This is a genomic window from Candidatus Cloacimonadota bacterium, from assembly GCA_012522635.1.
In the GTDB taxonomy this organism is placed as follows: domain Bacteria; phylum Cloacimonadota; class Cloacimonadia; order Cloacimonadales; family Cloacimonadaceae; genus Syntrophosphaera.
Map to the genome: position 1 here is coordinate 1 of JAAYKA010000141.1, position 24,716 is coordinate 24,716.

Annotated in this window: 20 protein-coding genes and 4 tRNA genes; 17 read left to right on the forward strand and 7 right to left on the reverse strand. The window is 48.3% G+C overall.

Annotation, left to right across the window (positions count from 1 at the left end; genetic code table 11):
- The first annotated feature begins 31 nt into the window (after positions 1-31).
- Entirely contained in the window at positions 32-1,993 is a 1,962-nt protein-coding gene (locus tag GX135_07350) for a T9SS type A sorting domain-containing protein (protein NLN85895.1), read from the forward strand.
- A 435-nt stretch (positions 1,994-2,428) separates the two neighbouring features.
- On the opposite strand, the gene GX135_07355 is transcribed toward GX135_07350, so the two are convergent.
- Together GX135_07355 and GX135_07360 are read right to left on the reverse strand one after the other, a co-directional pair.
- Complete coding sequence (locus GX135_07355) at positions 2,429-2,866, reverse strand: Hsp20 family protein (GenBank protein NLN85896.1); 438 nt, start codon at positions 2,864-2,866, stop codon at positions 2,429-2,431.
- Positions 2,867-2,999: 133 nt separating this feature from the next.
- Positions 3,000-5,687 carry a M6 family metalloprotease domain-containing protein gene (locus GX135_07360; GenBank protein NLN85897.1) on the reverse strand — a complete coding sequence of 896 codons (2,688 nt, stop codon included), beginning with the start codon at positions 5,685-5,687 and terminating at the stop codon, positions 3,000-3,002.
- 326 nt (positions 5,688-6,013) lie between these two features.
- On the opposite strand from GX135_07360, the gene rpmH reads away from it, so the two are divergent.
- The 16 genes from rpmH to GX135_07440 all read left to right on the forward strand — a co-directional run bounded on the left by rpmH (position 6,014) and on the right by GX135_07440 (position 16,560).
- On the forward strand, positions 6,014-6,148 hold the full coding sequence (gene rpmH, locus GX135_07365) for a 50S ribosomal protein L34 (GenBank protein NLN85898.1): 135 nt from the start codon (positions 6,014-6,016) through the stop codon (positions 6,146-6,148).
- Between the two features lie 3 nt (positions 6,149-6,151).
- Positions 6,152-6,478 (forward strand): ribonuclease P protein component, encoded by a 327-nt coding sequence (rnpA, locus tag GX135_07370; protein ID NLN85899.1) that lies wholly within the window; start codon positions 6,152-6,154, stop codon positions 6,476-6,478.
- A gap of 14 nt (positions 6,479-6,492) precedes the next feature.
- On the forward strand, positions 6,493-6,705 hold the full coding sequence (gene yidD / locus GX135_07375) for a membrane protein insertion efficiency factor YidD (protein ID NLN85900.1): 213 nt from the start codon (positions 6,493-6,495) through the stop codon (positions 6,703-6,705).
- 9 nt (positions 6,706-6,714) lie between these two features.
- Positions 6,715-8,346: a membrane protein insertase YidC gene (yidC, locus tag GX135_07380; protein NLN85901.1), complete on the forward strand. Its 1,632-nt coding sequence runs from the start codon at positions 6,715-6,717 to the stop codon at positions 8,344-8,346.
- Positions 8,347-9,141 carry an RNA-binding protein gene (locus GX135_07385; protein NLN85902.1) on the forward strand — a complete coding sequence of 265 codons (795 nt, stop codon included), beginning with the start codon at positions 8,347-8,349 and terminating at the stop codon, positions 9,139-9,141.
- Entirely contained in the window at positions 9,138-9,944 is an 807-nt protein-coding gene (locus GX135_07390) for an MBL fold metallo-hydrolase (GenBank protein NLN85903.1), read from the forward strand. The genes GX135_07385 and GX135_07390 overlap by 4 nt, the downstream gene beginning before the upstream one ends.
- Positions 9,945-10,058: 114 nt before the next feature.
- Positions 10,059-10,134: transfer RNA gene (locus GX135_07395), tRNA-Met, on the forward strand.
- 50 nt (positions 10,135-10,184) lie between these two features.
- Positions 10,185-10,261 (forward strand) — tRNA-Met (locus GX135_07400).
- Between the two features lie 11 nt (positions 10,262-10,272).
- Positions 10,273-10,349, forward strand: a tRNA-Arg gene (locus tag GX135_07405).
- Positions 10,350-10,387: 38 nt separating this feature from the next.
- Positions 10,388-10,462 (forward strand) — tRNA-His (locus GX135_07410).
- 14 nt (positions 10,463-10,476) lie between these two features.
- Positions 10,477-11,406, forward strand: coding sequence for an ROK family protein (locus GX135_07415; protein ID NLN85904.1), 930 nt, complete (start codon positions 10,477-10,479; stop codon positions 11,404-11,406).
- A gap of 59 nt (positions 11,407-11,465) precedes the next feature.
- Entirely contained in the window at positions 11,466-11,813 is a 348-nt protein-coding gene (locus GX135_07420) for a hypothetical protein (GenBank protein ID NLN85905.1), read from the forward strand.
- A gap of 296 nt (positions 11,814-12,109) precedes the next feature.
- On the forward strand, positions 12,110-13,378 hold the full coding sequence (locus GX135_07425) for an amidohydrolase family protein (protein NLN85906.1): 1,269 nt from the start codon (positions 12,110-12,112) through the stop codon (positions 13,376-13,378).
- Between the two features lie 23 nt (positions 13,379-13,401).
- The gene (locus GX135_07430) at positions 13,402-14,727 is read left to right on the forward strand and encodes a TldD/PmbA family protein (protein NLN85907.1); all 1,326 of its coding nucleotides are present in this window, start codon (positions 13,402-13,404) and stop codon (positions 14,725-14,727) included.
- A gap of 9 nt (positions 14,728-14,736) precedes the next feature.
- The gene (locus GX135_07435) at positions 14,737-16,176 is read left to right on the forward strand and encodes a TldD/PmbA family protein (GenBank protein ID NLN85908.1); all 1,440 of its coding nucleotides are present in this window, start codon (positions 14,737-14,739) and stop codon (positions 16,174-16,176) included.
- A 51-nt stretch (positions 16,177-16,227) separates the two neighbouring features.
- The gene (locus GX135_07440; protein ID NLN85909.1) at positions 16,228-16,560 is read left to right on the forward strand and encodes a hypothetical protein; all 333 of its coding nucleotides are present in this window, start codon (positions 16,228-16,230) and stop codon (positions 16,558-16,560) included.
- Positions 16,561-16,801: 241 nt separating this feature from the next.
- Here GX135_07440 and dacB read toward each other — a convergent pair whose 3' ends face one another.
- From dacB to GX135_07465, 5 genes are all read right to left on the reverse strand, one after another.
- Entirely contained in the window at positions 16,802-18,259 is a 1,458-nt protein-coding gene (gene dacB / locus GX135_07445) for a D-alanyl-D-alanine carboxypeptidase/D-alanyl-D-alanine-endopeptidase (protein ID NLN85910.1), read from the reverse strand.
- Between the two features lie 57 nt (positions 18,260-18,316).
- Positions 18,317-20,536 (reverse strand): type I DNA topoisomerase, encoded by a 2,220-nt coding sequence (topA, locus tag GX135_07450; GenBank protein ID NLN85911.1) that lies wholly within the window; start codon positions 20,534-20,536, stop codon positions 18,317-18,319.
- A 20-nt stretch (positions 20,537-20,556) separates the two neighbouring features.
- The gene (gene secA / locus GX135_07455) at positions 20,557-23,721 is read right to left on the reverse strand and encodes a preprotein translocase subunit SecA (protein NLN85912.1); all 3,165 of its coding nucleotides are present in this window, start codon (positions 23,719-23,721) and stop codon (positions 20,557-20,559) included.
- A gap of 219 nt (positions 23,722-23,940) precedes the next feature.
- Complete coding sequence (locus tag GX135_07460) at positions 23,941-24,507, reverse strand: DUF523 domain-containing protein (protein ID NLN85913.1); 567 nt, start codon at positions 24,505-24,507, stop codon at positions 23,941-23,943.
- Between the two features lie 62 nt (positions 24,508-24,569).
- Positions 24,570-24,716, reverse strand: a 147-nt coding sequence (locus GX135_07465; protein NLN85914.1) for a succinyl-CoA--3-ketoacid-CoA transferase, incomplete at its 5' end; no start/stop codon positions are given.

A 24,716-nucleotide genomic window follows, 5' to 3' on the forward strand; every position in this document is an offset into this window, starting at 1 on the left:
ATATTATTGGCTTGGAGACGGTGTTTCCAGAATGATCTTGAAAGATAATCTCCTCTACGTTAATTCTGGTTATTCCGTCATTTGTTTAGACATCAGTGATCCCGTCCAGCCGCAAATGTTGGGCACTATTTGTTCCTATGTCAGCAGCACTACAGACTTCGATATAGATGGTGATCATCTCTATGTTTGTTACGATTATCATATAATCACATTTAATATTGCTGATCCTGCCAACCCATGGCTGGTAGCGACCGCGGAACCAGATTGGAACGGAACCCCCTGGAACTTATCACAATTAGACAATATAAGAGTAAAGAACAGTATTGCATACCTTTCTTGTGATGACTACGGCTTTGCGGTTCTGGATCTGTCTGAACCGGGCATCGCGCATTATCTGGGATCCTGTCAATTTCCGCAGGGACAGTATTATTTCACATACACGGACATCGAGATTGATGGAAATCTTGCTTATGTATCTCGCGGGGATGTTTTAACAATCTTCAATATAGATCAATCTTTTATTCCAAGCCAAATCGGTAGCGTGAGCATGCCTGATATAAGAAACTTTACCCTGCAAGGCAATGAAGCATTTGTGACTACTTACGACGCCCATTACCGTGTTGATGTCAGCAACCCGGCGCTGCCGCAGATTATTGATATTGTTGACGATCCTAAATCCCGAAACTCAACCTGGGTTGGGAACAAGCTCTATGTGAGCGATGACGCATCCCCTCCCTACGGTGGACTGAGGATTCTGGATGTGCAGGAGCCAGGCAACCCGCAGTACCTTGGATCATACATAGCCAATTGGCACTTGTGGAGATTCGGCAAGACCGGTGATTTTTTATATGTGGTTTCACCTGCGCTGAGAGGTGTGCATATAATTGATGTTTCAGAGCCTGAGGCACCTGAAATAGCAGGAAACATTGCTTTTGGAGATTATATCCCGAGCAACTTGGTTATTGATAACGGGCGGGCTGCCTTCCAAACTCAAAGACCCTTGGGTGATGGTGGTAGTGGTGCTTACGATTGGCGTGTCAGGTTGTATGATCTCAGTGATCCCTTGAATCCTCAACCTGCAGGAATTCTGCATGCTGAGTCTTTTGCCCTGGACATTGAAAATAACATATTAGCCTGTTGGCAAAGACAAATTGAGCTTTGGGACATTAGCAATATCCACGATCCTCAATTGATGAGTACTTACACTCACACCGGAGAGGGTGGTTGGCAAGACATGATACTGGATGGCAGTTATTTGTATATTCTCAAGAGATCCAGCCTTGAGATAGTGAATATCAGCGATATTGCCAATCCTCAACTGATAAGTTTGATGGGTGGACTTATAAATGCGAGGTTTATGGATAAGTATGGAAGCAAGCTCTATATCGCCGAAGAATACGGGTTAAGAATCGTCTCGGTCAGCGATCCTGCCAACGCGTCTTTGCTGTCTTTCACCCCCTCAAATTTTAGCCCTGTAATAAAAATCTCAGTGCGAAATGGAATATGCAGTGTAGCACATCATCCGAAGAATATCAACGTGTATGATGTATCCAATCCAAGCAATCCTGTGCTTATTGATTCACTGACAGTTTTTAATCAATATGTCCGTGATCTGAAGGCAGATGGGGATCTGTTATATGTCACAGAATTCACCAGCCTGTTGATTTACCACTGCGACCCGGTTTCAAATTCTGATCCAGTGCTTCCCTCCGCAAACCTGATAGGAGACCTGATTTGCTTCCCCAATCCCTTTGTTGATGCCACTAGTATTTCTTTTGAGTTGAAAACACCGGCGGATCTGGCGATAACCATTTACAATGTCAGAGGTCAGAAAATCAGGGACATATCTTCAGGATTCCTCAGTAGCGGTAAGCATAGCTTCGGTTGGGATGGCAAAGACGGAAACGGACGCAGAGTATCTTCCGGCATATATATGATCAAATTGTCTTCTGGAAACACTCACCTGGCGCATAAAGTATTGCTGCTGAAATAGCCCTACAGTAACCTCTCGAGCTTCTGCCTTACATGCACCGGATTTATGCACTTGAAGATTTCAGTGAGGGAATTCAGACGGTGAAATTCACAAGTCATTCATTTTGCCCCGATCCACCCTTGCCCGAAAGCGTTAATCAAGTGGTCATCAAGCCTTAATCAAGCGTTAATTATTAAGACTTGATTAAGGCTTGATTAAGAAGTGACTGATGCTGTGAAACAAGGTCCGGGTTGCTGATATTTGAAAGGCTGAAAGACAGGGACGAAGGGAATGAGTATGCTTAATAAACAGGTAAATGATTATAGCTAAAGTGAGTTAGCTGCCATGTTTGAACAGGAGCTTTGTTTTTTGTAGAATAAAAACTAATGATATTGGATAAAAAAAGACGCGAATCACCGGGATCCGCGCCTTTGTATTTGTGACACTTATTGGAGTTTACTGAATTACGATCTCTTTTTGAGGAGTGGGTTCCTTTTTCGGGATGAGCAGTTGCAAAACTCCGTCCTCCATTTTGGCGGAGATTTTTGCAAGGTCAGAGTTTTCGGGCAGGAGCAGATTACGGCGGTAGTGACCGCTGTAACGCTCGCAGCGATAGATGGTTCCCTTTTGCTCTTCCTTCTCGGTTTCACACTTTGCTTCAACCAAAAGCTGGTTGTCGTGGACAGAGATCTTCACGTTTTCTTTTTTGTATCCGGGCAAATTCGCCAGGATTTCATATTCTTTCTCATGCTCCACGATGTCCATGGGCATGGAACGGAAATTATCTTCGGCGGCTTCTTCTTCGAAGGCGCGATTGAAGAAATCGTCGAAAATGCTGAGCATGGTGCCCATGGGCCTCAACTCTTGACTTTTGCGATAAGGTACGATCTTCATTTTGAACCTCCTTGTGTAAATGAATCTCTACAATCAATATAAGGGGGTAATCCAGAAAAGCAAGCAAAAAATTAGCAGTCTCACAAGGAAACTGCTAATTTGACTTTTTAATAAGCCCGCTGAGGGCATTTAACTATCTGATTAACATCATCTTACGGGTTTGAATAAAATCTCCACAGCGCAATCTGTAATGATAGATTCCGCTGGCACAGGCTTGTCCCCGCTCATCTCGACCGTCCCAACTGAGATTGATTTCCTGTGAACTGGGGACGCCTTCAAACAGCGTTTTCACCAAGCGCCCGCGCAGGTCGAAGATCTGCAGGATTGTCTCGTGACCGGGTTCTTTCAGACTGAATGAAACAGTTGTTTTACTCTGGAAAGGGTTGGGGCTGTTCTGTTTAAGTTCGTTTGTCAGCGCTGGCACAATCTCATCATCCGCTGCGGTGTCACTGGATGTGGAAAAGGTCCGGATCCCGCTGAAATTACTGTAGCCAGCGGCATTTTGAGCTCTCACACGCCAGAAATATGTGGTGGAGGGTTCCATGCTCCCAATTTGTGTATTGGTTTGGGTGAGTCCCTCCAAAACCGTTTCCACCGGCACGAAATAGACGTTTTTTGCCAGTTGTAGTTCATAGGTTTCTGCTGTCGGGCTGGCAGACCAAGAAAAATTCACGGGCTGCGAGAGATTCGAAGCACCCTGAGCGGGTGATATCAGCGCTGGTGCCTGGGGCAGCTCAGTGATTGGGCCGGTTGTAAAGCTCAAATCTTGGCAGAAGGGGCCGATGCCCAGATCAGAGAGACTGCAAACACGCCAATAGTAGGTGTGGAAGGGCATCAAAGCATTCAGTTGATACTGGTTGTTGGGATGGTTTTCAATGTTAACAATATAGCTGTTAAAATCAGCATCCGCAGACACTTGTAGCTGGTATGAGTCCGCGCCGGCTACATCTGTCCAACCGAGCAGCGGGTTGGTGGGGATATCCACCGCTCCATCTGGCGGCCAGGTACCTTCTGGCACGTCCACTTCGCTGAGGATGGTGAAAGGATATGTGTTGCTGTCATTTTGTGCCACGGCGTTGTGGGTCACTCTCACGTAAGCTTCGTTCGTGGTTATGAAGGGGATGTTCGTCCACAAAAAGCTTCCGCTGTTGGAGGCATTGCCATTCAATAAAATCCAGGTATTACCACCGTCCGTGCTGTAATCCAGGGTCACAGTTCCGGTTGGATATTTGGATTTCCAAGTGATGGTTTTATTTGTTCCTGAAAACCAGGTTTCGCCACCTTTGGGATGGGTGATTTGCATGTCTGAAATCTTCACTTTAAAAGTGATGGTTTCACCCGCTTCGCCGATTTCGTAGATATTGAGTCCACCAGCCCCGTTATTGCTGGTGAAGCCGCTGGGAATGGTGGTTTCATTTATTTTTGTGCGCCCGCTTTGCAGGGAAAACGCTGCTTGGGACAGGCTTCCATTTGAGGTTGTGTTGTTTGCGTTTGGACGGTAAATATATAGTTCGTCCGGTGGGCCAGAGGCATTGCCATCGATTGAGGGATCCAGACGATAAACCAGCAGCCCGCTTCCTGGCAGGTTGTGGTCATAATTTCCAGAGCCGCGACGATATTCCAGAAGATAGTATTCTCCGTTTTTCCAACTGGGAATACGATAGATATTGTTTGTGGAAGAAGCCGCCACGGGTGAAAGCGTGTAGGTGCCCGATTCTGTGATCTGCGGAATCTCTTGAATCCATTGCCCATATTTATATTTCATCCAAACGCTCATGTGTTGAGGTGGGTTAAGATTCGAGCACATGATGTCCCAGGAGCCGATGGGGTCGATGGTGCTGTCTTCATATCGATATAAATCGGGCGCGCTCAGGCTGTGGAACATCTCGTGTGAAAGCACGCTGGCGCCGCTGCTGAGGGTGCTGGTTTCCAGTTGGAAGTTAAAATCCCACACTCTTTTGCCGTGAATGTGTGCTTCAACCGCGTAAAGCACCCAGCGATGAGGCCAAAGCAAGTCTGCCCAGCCTTCAGGGCTGCCCTTGATGATGAAACAGGTGTTATCCACAAAGCCGTCGCCATCGCCATCAATCACCAGATTGGTCGGTATTTCCGGTTCGATGGCAATCACGGCGCGTTTCAACATTTCCTGTTCCCTGTCCGTACGATCCCAATCGTCTTGGTAGCCATCCGGATTGGACGGGCTGTATTTTTTGAAATAACTGCGTGGATAAATATCTGTATAACAGAGGATTGTGTTTCCATCTGGAATGGGGTAGAAACTGGAATTCACATCCAATTGCCCGTACGAGGCTTCATGAAAATAGCGTTTCATGGAGTCTCCGGTGGGGTTGTTGAAGATCTCAACATAGTTGGCTATATCGGTTGTAAAATCTGGATCATCGGCAAATTTGATGAAGACGACCAGATTATTAAAATCTCCAAAATGAGGTGAACGCGCGTTGCTATAGTCCCGGATATGTGCCAGACGTTCATATTTTTGAGAGATCAGCTTTTGGGAAAGGTTGATGCCGGGTTCGAGTCCTTTTTGTGAGGGTTGATGGCTGCCAACAACCCAAGAACTGGGAGCCAGACCCTCACCAGCGCGGACAGCATAAACGTAGTATCCTTCATCATTTTGCACAACGGTGAAATTGTCCACGTCGTGCAGCCAATTGTGGAATTCGTCGCCACTGGCGTAGAGCTCAATCTTTTGTCCATCAGGCTGGACAGCATCCACTTCCACGAATCTCAGTGGTGCCGCAAAGAGGGTTGAAAGAGCAAACAGAGCCAGGGAAAACATGACTATTTTTTTGTGGGGCATGATTTTATGTCCTGTTTATTGTGATTCTATATAAAGCCCAAAACAAGCCAAAGTGTTCTGCTTATTTGGGGGTTTGTTAATATGCATATTTTGTTCCAAGAATAAAATCAGCCGAGCTTGTCCATTTTGGATATTAGTTTTCATAGCCACGAAGATGGAGTATTGCGAAGCCATGAGTGACATTTTTTGAGGTTTATATGGAAAACGAACTGAAACGATCAATGCAAGGTGCGGCGCTAAATCAGCTTTTCCGCTTGACATCTCGCCACGTTCGAAAATAATGGTTTATTCCATTGAAAAACTTTAATCTTTAAGGAGTTAGATACATGAAAAGGACTTATCAACCTTCAAACCGTTCCCGTAAAAACACCCACGGTTTTCGCAGCCGCATGGCGACACATAACGGTCGCAAAGTGCTGGCTCGTCGTCGCGCCAAAGGGAGAAAGAACCTCAGCGTGTGAGCCATGCTTCGTAGGATAACGAAGCACAGTGAATACCTTGAGTTCGGTTCTCCCGACAAGTTTTTGCGGAGCGACCATTTCTATGCCGTGGTGCTGTATTCACCCTGCGAATTTGCCCTGGGCATCACCATCGGAAAAAAGATCGGCAAAGCGCATGTTCGAAACCTGCTCAAACGCAGGATTAAAGCATGGATGCAGCTACGTTCCCAGGCCCTGCCACTTGGTTTTAAAGTTAATCTCATTGCCCGTCCGGGGGCTGGTGGTTTAGCTTGGAAGGAACTGTGCGAAGAACTGGACAGCGTTGCAGTGCAACTGGTTCAAAGTGCTTGATTCAGGTTTTCCGTCTGCCGAATCTTTTGTTTATCGGCATCATAAATCTTTATAAAAAAGTGGTGTCGCCCATTTTACCAAGCGTTTGCCGTTTTGAGCCCAGTTGCAGTGAATATGGGCGTCAGGCTTTTCGCAAATACAACTTTTTCAAGGCCTTTGGCCTCACCGCCTGGCGTATTTTGCGCTGCAATCCATTTTGCAAGGGCGGGTACGATCCGCTTCCCTAAGGAGAAAATGTGGATAAACGAACCTTTTTCGCAATGTTCATCGTGGTCATTCTATTTTTTGTGTGGAGCACCTATTTTGCCCCAAAACCCAAGCCCGTAGCCCAACAGGACGCCCCGGCAGACACAATTGAAAGTGCCGCGGACAGTCTGCAGCAACCCCTGGTGCTCCAGGAAAATTTGGGGGACGGGAGTTTCAGTGGAACAGACAGCCTCCAAACCTCAGTTTTGGAAAACAAAAATTTCAAGGTGACCCTCACAAACCAGGGTGCTGCGATCAGCTCAATTGAATTGAAGAAATTCAAATGGGCAGACAAGACCACGCCTGTTGATTTGGTTCCGAAAGGCGAAGACATTGCAGGAACCTTGCTTTTGAACCATCGCGCCACAGCACCTCATGATCTGCGCCAGCTGAAATGGCACGTCGATCAAAGTGATGATAAAGTTGTCACATTTTGGCTTGGCGACGAGGGCGCCCCACTGGTGAAAAAAAGCTATCGTCTGGACGAGAAATATGGCATCTTGCTGGATATCGAAGTGGACAGCCCGGATCCCGTTTACGGAATCGAGCACGACTTTTCCGCAGGTATAGCGGACAGCGAAAAGGTGCGAGCCAATGTTAAAAATCAGGATTATAAATTAATCCTTTACACTGAGAACGCGCCCCAGAAAATCAAGTTGCCAGACATCAAAAAGAAACATTCTGAAGGAGCCCTCAATTCATTTAAATGGGCTGCGTTGCGCACAAAATATTTCACTTTGGCCATCATGGAAACAGGTACACCGCTGCTACGGAATTATAGTGCAAGTTTGGCCAAAGACACAGGAAATCCTGCCATTGTGATGGATTCGAGAGACGGCACAGCTTCACAAAAATGGAAGCAAAGCTTCACGATTTATGCCGGTCCTGCGGATTATGAATTGATGCACAGCTATCCGAACCGGCTGGAGCAGATTCCTGAGCGCGGCCCGGGCTGGCTGCGCTGGTTGGCAAACGGTATCGCCTGGCTACTGCAAACCCTGCACCGCTTCATTCCAAACTATGGTGTGGTGATCATCATCTTCGCGTTTTTACTGAAGCTCATCACCCATCCACTCACCAAAAAAAGCATGGACGCAAACCTCAAGATGCAGAGAATCCAGCCAAAGGTGCAGGAAATCCAAACCAAACACAAAAATGACCCCAAAAGGATGCAGGAAGAACTTTCAGCGCTTTATAAGGAAGCCGGCACCAGCCCGATGTCCGGCTGCTTACCACTGCTTTTGCAAATGCCCATCTTCATAGCTCTTTACAACGTTTTACGCTATACTTTGGACATGCGCAACGCAAAGTTCGTTTTTTGGCTGAAAGACCTTTCCGAGCCGGATTCCTTGATGATTTTGCCCATCATTATGGCCGGCTTCATGATTCTGCAAAGCCTGATGACACGTCCTTCCAAAGAGGCGTTGGAAAAAATGGACGAAAAACAACAGGCCATGCAGCAAAGCACTCGCATGATGACCTGGGTTATGCCCATCATGCTTTTCTTCATCTTCCGTGGATTGCCATCCGGGCTGGTACTCTACTACACTGTTTTCAACATGCTCAGCGTAGCACATCAATTCTACACTCAAAAACGCCTCAAACAAAAGGAACAAATTTAAATGGCATCAATCGAAAAAACCGGAAGCAATATCGAACAAATCATTGCCGACTTCCGCGGCGAACACAAAATCCGGGACTGGGAACTTAATTATAAGATTATCAAAAAACCCTCCAAAGGCTTCTTTGGCCTTTTTTCAAATAAAACAGCAGTGGTACGTTTTGAGCTGCCCGAACTTGGTGAGCGTGCTGCCAATTTCCTGTCCCAATTACTCATGAAAATGGGCATTCAATATGAAGTTGTGGATTTTCGGACCAAGGGAAAAACCGCTTTTTTGGAAATCAAGGGCAGCCAGGATTCAGGCCTCCTGATTGGAAAAAACGGCTACATGCTTGAAAACTTGCAATATCTGATCAACCGCATATTTGAAAACGACCGCGGTCTTGATCGCATCTATCTGGATGTGGATGGCTATCGCCAGCGTCGCGAAGCCCAATTTTTGGGACAATTCAAACCCGTCATTAAAAAAGTACGCGAAACGGGCAAACCCCAGACACTGGAGCCCCTGAACCCGAGCGAGCGCAGGATCATTCATCGCCACGTGGAACAAGATAAAACTCTGCGCACCCTCACCATCGGGGAAGGCGAAATGAAGCGCATAGTGATTTTTTCTGCCAAGCAAAAAGAAAGCGAAGTTCTTTCCCAAGCCAAAAAACAACATGGCCAACAAACACAAAAACAAAAAGCGTCCCCCAAACCAACCGTCAGGGCTCGGCCTGAAAAAGAGCCTGCTCCACAAAAAAAAGGACAGCCTCGCAAACCACGTTTCAAACGCAAGACCGGGAGCTCCGAATGAATCCCAAAGTCAGCATCCATCGTGTTGACGCAGGAAATTATTGGACAGATGGCGGCGCCATGCTGGGCGTTTTACCTCGCGCCATCTGGGGTAAAAAAGTTCAAACCGATGAACGCCACCGCAAAAACCTGGCTCTAAACCTGCTGTTGATAAAATGCGAAGAACGCAATATCTTGGTGGACACGGGGTTGGGTAATCGGCTTAGCGAAAAACAACGGGATATCTACCGTCCCTCGGAATTCATGTTGCCCGCGTCTTTGGCGGAAATTGGCTTGCGCGACCGGGACATCACGGATGTGGTGCTCACTCACCTGCATTTTGACCATGCCGGCGGTATCATCACAGGTTTTGGCGCTGAATACCTGCTCACTTTTCCCAAAGCGCGGCACTGGATACAAAAAACAGAATGGGAAACAGCCAAAAATCCTGACTTGCTCAACCGTGCTGCATACAATTTTGAGTGGCAGTTGGGCTTGTTGGAACATCAAAGAAAACAAGAACTTATCGATGGTAGGGTGGAGATTGCGCCGGGCGTTACTTTGGTGAAAACCGGGGGTCACACTGTTGGCAGTCAGATTGTGGAGATCGACAGCAGCCAAGGCTTTTTCATCTATGCCGCGGATATCATTCCCACGCTGTTTCACACCTCAGTGGCGGTTACTTCCGCATACGACGTTTGCCGGGAAGACACGTTCGAGGCAAAGAAATACATCTTTTCTCAGCTTAAGAAAAAGAATGGTATTCTGCTGTTGAATCACGACTTAGGCCGTTGGGAAGTCAGTGCAGCAGACCTGAAACTTTAGCAGTCAAAACAAAAATCGAGCTTAGCCAAGACCTCTTCCATTGGCTGGATTTTTAACCGTCGCAAAAAAGGTCTTGACAGCTGAGCGATATCCTTTTTTATGGTTTTTACCTGACGCGAGGTGGAGCAGCTGGTAGCTCGTCGGGCTCATAACCCGAAGGTCGAAGGTTCGAATCCTTCCCTCGCTACCATTTTTTCCGGCGCTAGTCGCCGGCTTTTGCAATAAATTAAGAACGCCTGTGGCGGTGTAGCTCAGTTGGTTAGAGCGTCGGAATCATAATCCGCAGGTCCGGGGTTCAAGTCCCTGCGCCGCTACCAGTTCTTTTTTGGCGCCAGTAGCTCAGTTGGATAGAGCAGCAGCCTTCTAAGCTGCGGGTCAGGGGTTCGAATCCCTTCTGGCGTGCCAGATTTAACCTCAGATTCGATACATCGATCCTTTGCGTGGTGGGTGTAGTTCAATGGCAGAGCACCGGATTGTGGTTCCGGGCGTTGGGGGTTCGAGTCCCCTCACCCACCCCACCCCATGGATTATTATGTCAATACACGATACATTGCAGCTTGGACTGGATATTGGCGGCTCCAGCATCAAATATGGCTGGGGCAACTGTAAATGCGGTTTACAGTATTTTGGGTCCATCCATCACACGGAAAAATCCCTTTCTGGATTTAGGCAAAGCATTGCCCTCATTTTGGATGAGTGCGCGCAAACGGTTGGCTGGGAGAAGATTAACGCGGTGGGCATCGGCACCCCGGGCACGATTGATCTTCAAGCTTCAAAGCTGGTTGGAATTAATCCCAACCTTCCTTTTTTGACCGATTTTGACCCCCGCGAACTGATTCCCAAAAGCTTGAATCTCCCCGTTTTTTATGACAATGACGCGAATGTGATGTGTCTGGCGGAAGCCTGGCTGCGTGGGATAGACAAAAAAGTAGCCGGTATCACCGTGGGCAGCGGCATTGGTTGCGGGTATGTGATTGACGGAAAAATCCACCGTGGTGCGCATGGCTTTGCGATGGAATTGGGGCACACCATCAGTTTTGCGAATGGTGAAGCCTGCTTTTGTGGCAGAAAAGGATGTTTGGAAGCTTACGCTTCTGTGGAGGGGCTCAAACGGCGGTTCCGCAATCTGCAAGGGGCGAGCGAGTTTGTGCCAGCTGACAGTGGATTACGCGAGCTGCTGGATTTTAGCCAAAACAGACCTGAAGCCCAAACGCTCATTCAGGAAGGGCTGCAAACGCTGGCGCGTGCCATCAGCGATTTGGTTGTGATTCTGGATCCGGATGTTGTGGTCTTGGGAGGCGGTGCCATGGACGGTGGGCTTTATCCATTTGAAGAGCTTGCCAAAGTCGCGAAAGCGTACATGCCCGCACAGAACGCAGGAAAGACTGCCTTGGAAAAAGCCTTGGAAGGTAACCGGGCTGGAGTTTTCGGGGCGATTATCTTGGCATCGCAAAGCGTTTGAACAAGTTTGGGAACGAATATTGCATAAAGTTAAAGCATTACGTGATAGGAGTTTTTAACATGAAAAAGGCAGCTTTGATCTTGGGACTGCTCGGCATTATGATGCTGGGGGTCCTCTTTGCGAAAGAGGGGGAAGCGCTTAAAGAAATACAGGCAATCCCAAACCCAATGGAGAGACACACGGATATCAGCTTTGTTTTCAACAAACAAATCCCAGTTCAAATCAGCATCCAAAATGGTTTTGGCGACGTTATCAAAAGCTTGTATTCCGGCACTTCCGAACACTATTTCAAAATCCAATGGGATCGAATCGACGATTTTGGCAATTACGTTCCTGCTGGTGACTATTATATCGTCGTCACCGAGGGTCGCTACACGTCCACCAAAAAGACTCTCATTTTGAAATGAACTGAGTCCGACTATTTTACAGTGTTAAAGCCCTGCCAAGCCGGGGCTTTTTTCTTTTTTCGTTCGGTGAGAGCTTGTGTCAGTGGGGACATTCAGTTGGCATTTTATGAAAAACAGACCAGGCCAGCAGCAAAAGCTTGACAGATTTTGAGAGTTATAAAATGATAACAACAGTTTGGGGAAAAATGGTTTTTTGCAGACCTCAATATCAATCCCCGGCAGCGTAGTCGCTTATTTTGCAAGACAGTCATGCGTTTAAGCCGTAAAAAAGCGACCACGCAAAACACTGGAACATTATGAAACTATTTACGAATGTCTCTTTGCCCACCTCATCGGCAGCCTTGAAAAGGGTGAATGTCCTTTTTGAAGACAAAATCCTGAAAATATCACCCGATCCCATCGAATCTGAAGAGGTTAGTCAAGTTATCGATCTCAAGGGGATGATCCTTCTGCCAGGTGCGGTGGATGCCCACAGCCACATTATTCGGGAAAAAGACCCCGCCAAGACCATCGCCCGAGTGAGCAAAGCCGCTATCAAAGGTGGTTGGACCAGCCTCGCCGAACTCAGCTATCTGGATCCCAAACCCATCACCAGCACCGATGCACTGAGCGCGAAGAAAAAAGTTATCAAGGCCAACTCTTTTGTGGACATGGCCTTGTGGGGCAATGTGGATATCGATGATTATCCCTATCATGCCGAGGCGGCTCAGGAGCTTTGGGGCAATGGAATAGTCGGCATCGCGTTGATGAATCCTTCCCCGAATCCAGAGCTCACAGCCCTGGATTTCACCGAGATCATGGATCTTTTTTTGGATATCTACGGAAGCGACACCGCTTTTTCTTTTCAAGGTTTCGATGTTGAGTCACATTCCGGCTTCAGTTTTGCATCCCAAGGCGATGCGATCAGAAAGCTTCTGCGGCGCATGCAGGAAAACCCCATCCACATTCCCAGAGTTTCATCTTTTGAGACGGTGGAATTCATCAACAGTATTTCCAAACGCTCAGATATTTCTTTTTCTCTGTGTCTCGCAGATTTGATGAAGCATTTTTCCGACATCGACTTTGGGTATGAAGTGGACTTGGAAGGGCCGGAGAACCAGTTTTTCATCTTGTTGCGTACCAATAAGATATACATGCTTTCAAACAATGTGGAAAGTGCTGAGCCAAAGGTTGATTTGAGCCCCGCCTTCCAAGGTGCGCCAGAGTCTCTTTTGCCTTTTTCCTACCTGTGGGCGCTTTCTGAACTTTGGAAAAAACGCAAAATACCATTGGCAACAGTGATTAAAATGACCAGCGAAAATGCAGCCAAGCGCCTGGGCATCTATCCCGAAAAAGGGAGCATCGCGGTGGGCTCGGATGCCGATTTTGTGGTTTACGACCCCACCGGAAGCACCGATTTCAAGGCTCCAGACGGCAGCCAGCACGAACTGGAAGGAGCCATCGTCTCGGTTTATCTTCGAGGAGAATCTGTGGTCCATAAAGGCAAAGTTGCGCCCGCGACAGGAGCTTTTTTGCATCGCAGCACAAACCCCAAACGCCGCCACAATTCCACAACCTGGATCTAATTTCCTGAATTCAAGGAGGATATATGAACAACCTCGACTATTTGAAAAACATTCTGGATGGCCATCCGGAACTTCAATATGAGTTGGTTGAAAAGTTTTGGTCAACGGATTTTCTCCGTTTTTACCACAGCCAGACAAACTACAACATTTCCAAAGACAACATCGTGCTCTCCGCGACACTTTACAAGGGCAAAAAAAGCTTCAGTTTTCAATTGGACAACCCACGCCGCGAGCAGATTGACGCTGCCGTGAAGGACGCATTAAACGTAATCGACAAATTGCCCGAAGACCCCGATTTTGTGGATATCGAAAACGACCTGAGCCTCGCTGAACCCCGCGCTGTGACGAACAACATCGAAGCCTTGAGCTTGGACAAAAAAGTGGGCATATTGTCGAAAATTGCAGACGCTGTGGCAACTCATGGATTTGATATCTTTGGCACCTTCATCTGCAACCACCAAAAATATCGCATCGTAAACAGCAACGGCATGGATAAAAGCAGCGAAAGCTCGCCCATCTATCTGGAAGTGAAAGCGGTTAGAAATTCCAACCAAGTAACAGTCCTGGAAACCTTTGGTGGCGAAGACGCAAGTTTGCTGGATGAAACCGCTTTCTTGACGAGCCTTCTGCGCCGCGTAAAGAATGGCGCCGGCGAAATAATCGACGTGGAGCCAGGCTATTACGACGTCATTTTGGCTCCCCGCTGTGTGGCGGAATTTGTTCAAAACCTAAGCTGGGGAATGAATGCACACGCGCTGGACCAAAGCAGCAGCTTTTTTGAAGGAAAACAGGGCAAGCAGGTTTTCCCCGAGCATATTAGCATCACCGACGATCCTGGCGATCCGGAAATGATCCGTGCGGATTATGGCTCCAACGGTCACATCTACCGCCGCCTGCCTTTGATAGAAAACGGAGTGTTCCGCAACTTTATGTGTGATAACTATTACGCCCACAAAACCGGGCTTCCGAAAAATGGCAACACGGCTTCCTGTCTGAAGATTGCTCCCGGAAACAAAACTTTGGACGAGATGATTGGCGGCGTGAAGCGCGGGCTCTATATATCCAGCCTGCACTATATGAACTTCATCAACCCGCGTGAAACATCGCTGACGGGACTCACTCGAGACGGCACCTTCCTCATCGAGGATGGAAAAATCAGCAAAGTGGTAAACAATCTTCGTTTCACCGAGCGCATCGAACGCATCTTGAACAACGTGATCGAACTTGAAAACCGCTGCCAGACCATTCCTTTTTCAGAAAACTACGACAGCTTCGATATCGAAACCGTGAAGGCGCCCCACGCCTTGGTCCGCGATTTCAACATCAGCTCTTCCACCAAAACCATTTAGGAGGACCACATGGAACATCTTGTAAAACAAACAATTGCAAAACTCTCCCTCCCGGAAGTAAGCTTCGCGGATGTGCGCATCACCAACACGGACTGGGAAAGCATTTATTTTATGAACGGATTCCTGCGCGGCTTTGGCAGCAATATGGACGCGCCGGCCATCGGCATCAGAGTTTTGGTGAATGGATGCTGGGGCTTTGCCGGCTCTCGTGACCTGAGTCCAGCCTCAGTGGAGCGTCTCATCCAGCAAGCCGTCTCAAATGCCCGTCAGGGAAGCCATTTTTTGCGTAGCAAGGTGGAGTTTCCCGCGCTTCCCGCTCTGGAGGCGGAATATATCCACAAGCCCGAAATCGACCCGTTTGCCATGCCCAAAGAGGAGAAAACCGAGTTTTTAGGCAAATTGGCTGAAGCCATCAAACCTCAGGGAAAGATTGTGCATTCCACGGTTATGGGACAATTCATGCGCCAGGAAAAATACTATGCCAATAGCGAAGGAACCTATTCCCACACAGTATTTTACAATACTCTTCCCATGATGGAGGTGGTGGCTGCGGATGGCGGACAGATACAATCCCGAACCTGGCCTGGACACATGAGCGCGGGTCGCAGTGGCTTCGAGCTTTTTCATCAACAAAAATTCACGGAAAACACTCAGCGCATCATCAAGGAAGCGACTGATTTGCTTTCAGCGCCCGTGATTGAAGAGGAAAAAGCGGACATTATCATCGGCAATGGACACCTGGCATTGCAGTTGCATGAATCCGTGGGACACGCCACCGAGGCAGATCGCATCTTCGGCATGGAGATTTCCTATGCCGGGAAAACCTTCGTCAAACCCGAAATGATTGGTTCCTTCCAATATGGCTCGCCAGTGGTGAATATCTTCAGCGACAGCACCGACCCCGCTGGATTGGGTTTTCATCCGGTGGACGACGAAGGTGTGCCTGGAAAGAAAATGGACATCATCAAAGATGGCATATTGGTGAACCAGCAAACCTCGCGTCACATTGCTCACCTGCTGGGATTGGAACCCTCCGCAAACATGAAAGCGTCTTTCGCAGATGATTTTCCGCTGGTGCGCATGACAAATTTCTGCCTGGCTCCTGGAAAAGGCAGCCTGGATGAGCTCATTGCCGAAACGGAACACGGATATTTGCTTGATTTTACAAAGACTTGGAGTATCGACGACAACCGCAACAACTTCCAGTTCACCACCGAAATCGGCTATCGCATCAAAAACGGCAAAATCATCGGCATCGTTAAAGAACCAACCTATTTTGGCATAACCAAAGATTTCTGGAACGCCTGCGACCGCGTTTGTGGACCCGAGGAATGGGGATACCACAGCACCTTCCACTGCGGCAAGGGTGAACCCGGCCAAGTGATGCAGCTTTCACACGGGGTGGCCCCGGCACGCTTCAGAAATATTAACGTCAGCGTAAAAATCTAATTCAAAAAAGACAAAGCGAGCTGTCTGATGAACAGCCGCTTGGGAGGAAAAATGAAAGCGTTCAACGCCATTGTGCTGTTATTGATTTTGATAATGCTCGGCTTTTCGACCTATTTGACCTGGCAGATGAAGAAAGATGAAGTGGTCCAAAAGCCTCCGATTGAGGCATTTGAGAAAGCAATCAAAAAATACAATCCCAATCCCATGGAAATCTTGGGATGGGAGCAAAACGGTAACGGAGTGGTGGTGTACACAGATTTGAAAGCCCCGTCTGCCGATTCATTTTATCAGTATTCATATTACTTTATGCTGCTTGAGACTCCCAAGGGGCAAAAATGGTTCCTACAGAACGAAGGGGCCCTGGAAGAGGTGGAAGTTAAGTAGAACAATTACTTTTTCACTTTTCAAAGGAAAGAGCTGTATCTCTTTGCCTGAACATCGGTTTTGAACTCAGTCCTTGATTAGTCGTATTTCACGCCGCTAAGGAAAAATCTCGCTCATTATTATAAGAACGAGTCTGCTGATTATGAGGGCACAAAGCCCTAAGTCTATGTGTACCTTATGTTTATCTTTTGAAACATAAGGGAGACATAAGGGGGCAAGAGAGAGCCCAAAAATTTCGAGCTTATCTGCCGTTGTATTTCAGCAGAAGATTACAAACGTTTTCCTGCCACTTTCTGGCGTTTGCCACGTTGTTGACTTTGTTGCACATAATCACGAAAACGTAAAGCTGGTCATCTCCGGCACGTAAATATCCAGCCAGGTTGCTGACATCGCGCAGGCTTCCGGTTTTTCCAAAAAGGACGGATTTTTCTTTGAGGTCAGGAAACCGCCTCTTCAAGGTTCCTATTTCACCGGGGGTGGCAAGAGATTGTAAAAAGAAATCAAACCACTCCTGATGTCGCGCCAAACAAAGTGCCAACCCCAAATTCGAGGCCGAGCAAAGATTTTGACGCGATAATCCAGAGCCGTCCACAACATGGAACTCACCGCCAATGCAGCTTTTAGCCATCAGTTCCATCAGTTTTGTGACGCCATTTTGCGCCCCTGGGCCGATGTGGCTTAACATTTGTTCTGCCAACATATTCGAGCTGTATTTCTGCATTACCGCCAAAATTTCCGCCAGGCTGGGGGATTTGTGGCTAAAAAGAGGCGTAAAGTTGTTTGAAGTGCCATCTTCCAGTAAAATTTTCCCTGTGATGGTAATTCCTTTTTTGCGGAAAGTATCGTGTAGGATGGTCATCGTGAAAAGTGGAGGGTTGCGCACTGCCGCGGTCAGTTTCTGCTTGGTATTTGTTCCCAGTTTTCCATGCAAGGTCACGGTGCTGCCATCTTCAGACAGCTTGAGCCAGATGCCAGCCGCGCCGTTTTCCGAAACCGTCTCAATTCGATTGTCCACCTTCAGGAATTTATAGTTATAGCTGGGTGTTGCGGATGCTTTTTGTCCAGCTTTTGCCGCCCCTTCCAGCTCGAAACGAACTTTGTTTTCATTGAAGCAGAGTGCGCCTACTCCCGGAGAAAATCCATAGTGGAGGTTGTGTTTTTCCCAAAGCGGATGTTTTTCCAGGGTGGGGAACAGGCTGATATTTCCAATCAGATTCCCCTCAATTTTACGGATTCCCAGAGCGCGCAACGAATCCGCCCAAGCTTCAAAAACCTGATGCGGACCCTTGGGATAGAAATCTTCCATCCAGCTTGGGTCACCTCCGCCCACAACAATGAGATCTCCCTTCAAAACGCCATCCACGATTTCGCCCCGCGAGCCGATTTTCGTCGTGAATTGATATTGGGGACCCAGTGTTTCCAAGGCTCCGATGCCGGTGTAGAGCTTTTGCAGGGAGGCGGGAATCATGCCCTGTTCATTTTTGTGTCCCCAAACCAGACCGCAGGTGGCTGGATTGTAAAATGCCACAGCCACTTCGGCTCCTCCCACAAGCTTTGAGCTCATCAGCTTTTCCAACTCCCGGCCCAAAGCTTTGGAATCCAGTTCCTGGGCGAATAAGTGAGCGAAAAGGCTGAGGAAAAACAGCGCCATTAGCGCCGTAATCTTCAGCCGTTTTGCGATAGTATCGTTATGAAACATCGGTGTTTTCAAGCCATCTGACGGTTTTGCGGTCTCCTAAAATACCGTGAAGGTGGCTTATTCCATCTCTGTGTTACATTTTGGGCATTTCTTGTAGCTGCCTCTTTCCTTCGAATAATGCTCTTCAATATAGGGATTACCACAATTTGGGCAGGCGATGGGCAGAGGTTTTTTATTTGTGAGATACTTGCATTCAGGATAGCGGGTGCAAGAATAGAAGAGGTTACCCCTCTTATTTTTGCGTTGCGCCAGTTCGCCTTTTCCACATTCAGGACAGGCGACGCCCGTGGTTTCTTTTTTGATGTATTTGCATTTGGGATAGTTGCTGCAGGCGGTGAATTCGCCATATCTGCCAGAGCGGACAATCAAGGCGCTGCCGCATTGCGGGCATTTTTCTTCCAGAACCTTGGGCATCAGGATTTCGATTTTGCCATCTTCGGTTCTGCTGAAGTTTTTGATGTTTCTGCATTCAGGAAAGCGGTTACAGCCCAAAAATTCTCCATTTCTGGAACGCTTGACCACCATTTTTCCTTCGCCACAAACATCGCAAGTGATGTCGGTTTCTTCCGTAAAAGCCTTCTTTTCCTTTTTAAGGTCCACGTCAGCCACAAATTTCATCAGTTCATCGTAATATAACTTGACCGTTTCGTACCAAACCGATTGTTTTTCTTCAATCTGATCCAGCCTGTCTTCCATTTCCGCTGTGAAGCTGACATTGAAAATAGCATCAAAATTCTTCACCAGAAAGCTGTTAACATTTTTTCCCAAATCGGTGGGGAAGAATACTTTTTTCTGAATTTTAACATAGTCCCGCTTGCGAATGGTGCTGATGATGCTGGAATAGGTGGAGGGACGACCGATGCCCTGAGCCTCCAAAAGCTTGATCAGCGAGGCTTCTGTGTAGCGGGCGGGCGGCTTTGTGAAATGTTGGGAACGTTTGATGGCATCGTGTTCCAAAGCGTCGTTTTTGGTGTAATCCGCGTGAATCTGGGCGCCTTCCACATAATAGACGTGAGCCCAGGCTTTCATGAAGCCTTGCTCCACCACTCTGTTTCCCGTGGCCGCAAAAACGGCTTCTCCCAAACCAATTTTTGCCGAAGTGTTTTCCAGCTTGGCAGGCTTCATCTGGGTGGCCACAAAGCGTTGCCAGATTAGGGTGTAGAGCTTTAATTGTTCTTTGCTGAGCTGGGCGGCAATGCTTTCCGGGGTGCGGAAAGCGTCGGTGGGTCTGATTGCTTCGTGGGCGTCTTGGGCGGATTTTTTGGTCTTGAAAAAACGGGGGTTGGGAACAATATCCTGCTCGCCAAAACGTTCTTTCACCAGAGTGCGGCAGTTTTCAACCGCTTCCGGGGCAACGCGCACGCTGTCGGTACGCATGTAGGTGATGAGTCCCGTGGTTTCACCTTTAAGTTCAATCCCTTCATACAGTTCCTGGGCAATCGCCATGGTGCGTTCCGAGGAAAAATTCAGGATTTTTGAGGCTTCCTGTTGCAGGGTGCTGGTGATGAATGGAGGCGGTGGCTGTAAGTCACGCAGTGTACGCTTTATTTCACCGAGGGTGGCATCGGCGTTTTTGATGGTCTCGGAAATTTCAATGCCCGTTTTTTCGTCAGGGATTTCAAATTTCTTGCCCTGCCATTTTTCCAAACTGGCCTTGAAGGGTGGCAGCGCGTCCCGCCAAAAACTTGCTTCGAGCTTCCAAAATTCCCGAGGCACAAAGGCTTCGATTTCTTCCTCACGCTCGCAAATGAGGCGCAAAGCCACGGATTGAACGCGTCCCGCGCTGAGGTCTTTGGCTATCACTTTCCACAAAAGTGGGGATACAGTGTAACCCACGATACGGTCCAAAACGCGGCGCGCCTGCTGGGCGTCCACCTTTGCCATATCAACATCACCGGGCTGCTCCATGGCGGCTTTTACCGCTTTGGAGGTGATTTCGTTGAACACAATACGATGCACTTTTTTGCCCGCGATTTCTTTTTCCAAAACCTTGCTGAGGTGCCAGGCGATGGCTTCACCTTCGCGGTCGGGGTCACTGGCCAGGAAAATCTCTTCCGCACCTTTGGCGGCAGTTCGCAAATCGGCCACCGTCTTACTTTTCTTTTTATCAATCTCGTAAACGGGGCTGAAATTATGTTCAACATCCACGCCCATCGTGTTTTTGGGCAGGTCTCGGATGTGCCCAATCGAGGCTTTGACGGAATATTTTCCGCCCAGGATTTTGTTTATGGTGCCTGCTTTGGCAAATGATTCCACAATGATCAGGGCTTTGTTCATTTATGTTCCTTTAACTCGATTTATTCAGGGTCGGACAAGCGTCCGCAACATTTTTTATATTTTTTTCCACTTCCACAGGGGCAGGGGTCGTTGCGTCCCACCTGGGGGGCGCTGTGAACGGGACGCTGTTTCGCTTCAGGCTGGTAAGGCCCTGAAAATTGAGGTGGTTCGCTGACGTTTTGCTGGGAAACCTCCAGGGTCTGTCCATGAATGAAAGCGCTCATATCTTCGTGTTGGAGCTTGGCGCTTTTCAACATGCTCTCCATCTGTTCCTGGGAAAGTATGTAGGTGGTGAAAACTTTACGGGTCACGTTTTCCTGGATGCGGGTGATCAGGTTTTCAAAAAGCTCGAAGCTTTCACGTTTGTATTCAATCAGAGGGTCTTTTTGAGCGTAGGAACGCAGGTGAACACTTTCTTTGAGGAGGTCCATTTCATGAAGGTGGTCACGCCATTGATCATCAACGACTTCCAGCATGCTGCGGCGTTCAATATCGCGCATGGCCTCTTCGCCAACCTGATTTTCCTTTTTTTCATAAGCCTGCATAACCAGCTCTTGCAGCGTGGTTTCCAACAGTACCTGGTTGAGATGGCCGCTATCAAGCTCGTCGGGGTTAATGCCCACGTTCAGATTTGTGCGGAACCAGCCAGCCAGTTTTTTAAGGTCCCACTCATCGGAATAAGTTCCGGGAGGAGTGTGTTCCGCCACCACTGCCGAGACGGTTTCAGACACCATTTCCTGCACCTCGCGTTTCAGTGAATAGCCTTTTAGGACGCTGCGGCGGTAGGAATAAATCACCTCCCGCTGTTGGTTCATCACTTCGTCATATTTAATCAGGTTTTTGCGGATTTCGAAGTTGTGTTCTTCCACCCGTTTTTGAGCGCGTTCCACCGTTTTGGTCATCCAGGGATGGCGAATGGCGTCACCTGGCTGCAGACCCATCTTCATCATCATGGGCGCGATGCGATCCCCGCCGAAAAGGCGCATCAGATCGTCTTCCAGGGAAAGGAAAAATCTGGAGGTGCCGGGGTCGCCCTGGCGTCCCGCGCGGCCTCGAAGCTGGCGGTCGATGCGACGGCTTTCGTGGCGTTCGCTGCCAATCACGTGCAAGCCATCCAATGGCAATCCGTATGGAAATTCTTCCGTTACGGCGGAATCGATATCTCTATAATCTTCAGTGTTTTGGGTGACCACACCATTGCCCAGTTTGATGTCCGTGCCGCGTCCCGCCATGTTTGTGGCGATGGTGACCGCGCCTGGCTCTCCAGCCGAAGTCACGATTTCCGCTTCACGCTGGTGCTGCCTGGCGTTGAGAACATTGTGAGGGATATTTCGCCGGCGCAAAAGGCGGCTGATGGTTTCGGAAACCTCAACGCTCACAGTGCCCACCAACACCGGCTTTTTCTTTTCGTGCCAATAGATTATCTCGTCCATGAGGGCTTGATATTTCTCGTTCTTGGTCATATAAATCACGTCTTCATGATCCACGCGCGTGATGGGGACGTTGGTGGGAATGGTCATCACTGGAAGCTGGTAAATCTCTATGAATTCAGCTTCTTCGGTCACTGCCGTGCCGGTCATGCCCGAAAGCCGTTCATACATGCGAAAATAGTTTTGAAGAGTAATGGTGGCAAAGGTTTGGGTGCCGGCTTCGATGGTCACGTTTTCCTTGGCTTCCAAGGCCTGATGCAGACCATCAGAAAATCTGCGTCCCGGCATCTGGCGTCCCGTGAATTCATCCACGATAATCACCTTGTTGTCGATTACCACATATTCCTTGTCGTTTTCAAAAAGTGTGTAGGCTTTCAGCAGTTGGTTTATGTTGTGCAGCTTTTCGCTTTTGTCCATAAAGCGGTTTGTTTCTAGTTGTTTACGCTTGCTTTTTTCCTCTTCGGAGAGGCTTTTATCTTCGTCCACGCGCTCCAAAACTTCATCCAGACTTTCCACCAAAAAGAGGTCCTGCTCACTGCGGGAAAGCAGCTCACGCCCCTTTTCGCAGAGATCAACGCTGTTGTGTCGCTCTTCCACCACATAAAAAAGCATGTCATCCAATTCGTGCATCTTTTTATCACGCAGGTAGATACCTTCGATGTCGCTCACCATTTTCTTCAGCCGGTTTTCCTGCATCAGCTTGGTGAAAGCTTTGTTGTGTGGCGCGGCACGCTGCACGATGAGTAGATTTGTGGCCAAGCGGTCAGGGTCCGCATTCTGGTTGTCCTCTTTTGTGTCTTCGCGTATTTCGCTTAAAATTTTTTGCACCATGGTGTTTTGAGCTTGAACCAGTTGGTTGATGCGCGGCCGCAGTTCCTGATAGAAATTTTTGTCTTGGGCAATGGGACCGCTGATAATGAGCGGGGTTCGGGCTTCGTCGATGAGGATGCTGTCCACTTCGTCCACGATGGTGAAAAAGAAATCACGCTGCACCAATTGTTGTGGTGAAACGGCCATATTATCGCGGAGGTAGTCGAAGCCGAATTCGCTGTTCATGCCGTAGGTGACGTCGCAGAGATAGGCTTCCTTACGCTCTTCAAAGCTCATGCCCGTGGTGATGCAGCCCACCTGCATTCCATGAAAATTAAAGATGGGGGACATCCATTCGGCGTCACGCGAGGCAAGGTAATCATTCACCGTAACCAAGTGTGCTCCGCGTCCCACCAGCGCGTTCAAAAAAAGCGGCAGGGTGGCAACCAGAGTTTTTCCCTCTCCAGTGGCCATTTCAGCTATTTTGCCATCGTGCAAGGCCATGCCGCCAATAAGCTGAACGTCGAAGGGCACCATGTTCCATTTCAGCATATGCCCACGCACTTCAAATTCTTGACCCACCATGCGGCGACAGGTTTCTTTTACCAACGCAAAAACCTCGGGCAAGTATTCGTCCAACGTTGTCTTAGTCAATGTTTTGAGCTGCTTTTTGGCTTCATCTATGCGGTTGTCTATTCGGTTTCTTTCGCCCTCATCGGCTTCCTCGCGAAATTTGTGTTCCAATTCCGTCAGGGTTTCCCGGCTGCCTTGCAGTTTTTCCGCGATCTCGGTTTTGATGGCTGTGACCCGTTCCCGCAGTTGATCGTCTTCATATTGGTGCAGGTCCGCGAAAATGCGGTTGATGGTTTCCACCAGTGGTGTGTATTGGTTCAGGTCACGGGTGGATTTATCGCCAAATATCTTGCGAAGTAATTTCTCCAGCATAACTTGCTTCCTTTATCGTATCCGCTGTTTATGGACGGATGGGCTTCTTAAAAAATGGTTGCGCCAGAAAATCATCTCTGCTTTTTGTGTCAATACTTTAATATCGGATAGAGCCAGATTTGGCGAAAAATTGTGTTTCTTCGTTGACTCAGGTTTATGTTCCCTGATTTTTTGCGAGCGGGAGTTTTCAGCAGTTTTAGGCTTGCAAGGTGATCCGTTTTATCTATTTTTAAAGAAATCCAAACCGAGTGCCCGCAGGAAGTTTTCCCGTGCTGCCCGTTCGGATAACTGGATTTCATCAATCACGGGCAACTGAGGAAAAGCCTTCATGAACGCCGCTGCGAAGATACCCGTTCCATTTTTACTGCAAGTCCCACCAAGCCGGGGAAAAAGCTCCACATTGCGCAAACCGCAGGAAGGGGATTTGCTTTTAAACACAAAACCGCTGAGCCCTTCACAAGCCAGCTCGGTTATCCTTTTTTCCAGCCAATCCCAGATTTGCTTGCTGAGGTCAATGCCGGTGTTTAGCGTCAGCAAACGTGGATTATCCCGTTCTCCAACCAACACCATCGGTTCACGGGGAATACAAAGCCCACATTCCACCTCCGGGCAAACAGGTACGTAAGTTACATGAAGACCAAGGGCTTCCAGCAGCCAAGGTTCCAATTTATGTCCTCCATCGTAGCGCACCTTGTTTCCCAACAGACAGGCGCTCACGCCAATCTTCAATCTTGGCACAGCTTGAGCGCCCACCACATTTTTTCCCGGCGGGAAAATTCTGTCCATTTTAAGAAATGGGATCCCAGACTGATGTTTTCCAAAAGCCCCGGGATCCCAAATGTTTATGTTTATTTCAGGTTGTCGGCGATGATGAGGTCAGCTTCAGTTGCTTTCACCACATCCTCCACCGTGAAGTCTTCGCTAACTTCTTTTAGCAGCAGGCCTTCAGGGGTCACCTCCATCACAGCCATATCTGTGATAATCAGGCTCACACG

What these genes read in the sequence shown, in the direction of transcription:
- GX135_07415 (NLN85904.1), top strand. Translation starts at nt 10,477, where the DNA reads ATGTCAATACACGATACATTGCAGCTTGGACTGGATATTGGCGGCTCC.
- dacB (NLN85910.1), bottom strand. Translation starts at nt 18,259, where the DNA reads ATGTTTCATAACGATACTATCGCAAAACGGCTGAAGATTACGGCGCTA.
- secA (NLN85912.1), bottom strand. Translation starts at nt 23,721, where the DNA reads ATGCTGGAGAAATTACTTCGCAAGATATTTGGCGATAAATCCACCCGT.
- GX135_07360 (NLN85897.1), bottom strand. Translation starts at nt 5,687, where the DNA reads ATGCCCCACAAAAAAATAGTCATGTTTTCCCTGGCTCTGTTTGCTCTT.
- GX135_07435 (NLN85908.1), top strand. Translation starts at nt 14,737, where the DNA reads ATGGAACATCTTGTAAAACAAACAATTGCAAAACTCTCCCTCCCGGAA.
- GX135_07350 (NLN85895.1), top strand. Translation starts at nt 32, where the DNA reads ATGATCTTGAAAGATAATCTCCTCTACGTTAATTCTGGTTATTCCGTC.
- GX135_07390 (NLN85903.1), top strand. Translation starts at nt 9,138, where the DNA reads ATGAATCCCAAAGTCAGCATCCATCGTGTTGACGCAGGAAATTATTGG.
- GX135_07425 (NLN85906.1), top strand. Translation starts at nt 12,110, where the DNA reads ATGAAACTATTTACGAATGTCTCTTTGCCCACCTCATCGGCAGCCTTG.
- GX135_07385 (NLN85902.1), top strand. Translation starts at nt 8,347, where the DNA reads ATGGCATCAATCGAAAAAACCGGAAGCAATATCGAACAAATCATTGCC.
- rpmH (NLN85898.1), top strand. Translation starts at nt 6,014, where the DNA reads ATGAAAAGGACTTATCAACCTTCAAACCGTTCCCGTAAAAACACCCAC.
- GX135_07460 (NLN85913.1), bottom strand. Translation starts at nt 24,507, where the DNA reads ATGGACAGAATTTTCCCGCCGGGAAAAAATGTGGTGGGCGCTCAAGCT.
- GX135_07440 (NLN85909.1), top strand. Translation starts at nt 16,228, where the DNA reads ATGAAAGCGTTCAACGCCATTGTGCTGTTATTGATTTTGATAATGCTC.
- topA (NLN85911.1), bottom strand. Translation starts at nt 20,536, where the DNA reads ATGAACAAAGCCCTGATCATTGTGGAATCATTTGCCAAAGCAGGCACC.
- GX135_07430 (NLN85907.1), top strand. Translation starts at nt 13,402, where the DNA reads ATGAACAACCTCGACTATTTGAAAAACATTCTGGATGGCCATCCGGAA.
- GX135_07420 (NLN85905.1), top strand. Translation starts at nt 11,466, where the DNA reads ATGAAAAAGGCAGCTTTGATCTTGGGACTGCTCGGCATTATGATGCTG.
- rnpA (NLN85899.1), top strand. Translation starts at nt 6,152, where the DNA reads ATGCTTCGTAGGATAACGAAGCACAGTGAATACCTTGAGTTCGGTTCT.
- GX135_07355 (NLN85896.1), bottom strand. Translation starts at nt 2,866, where the DNA reads ATGAAGATCGTACCTTATCGCAAAAGTCAAGAGTTGAGGCCCATGGGC.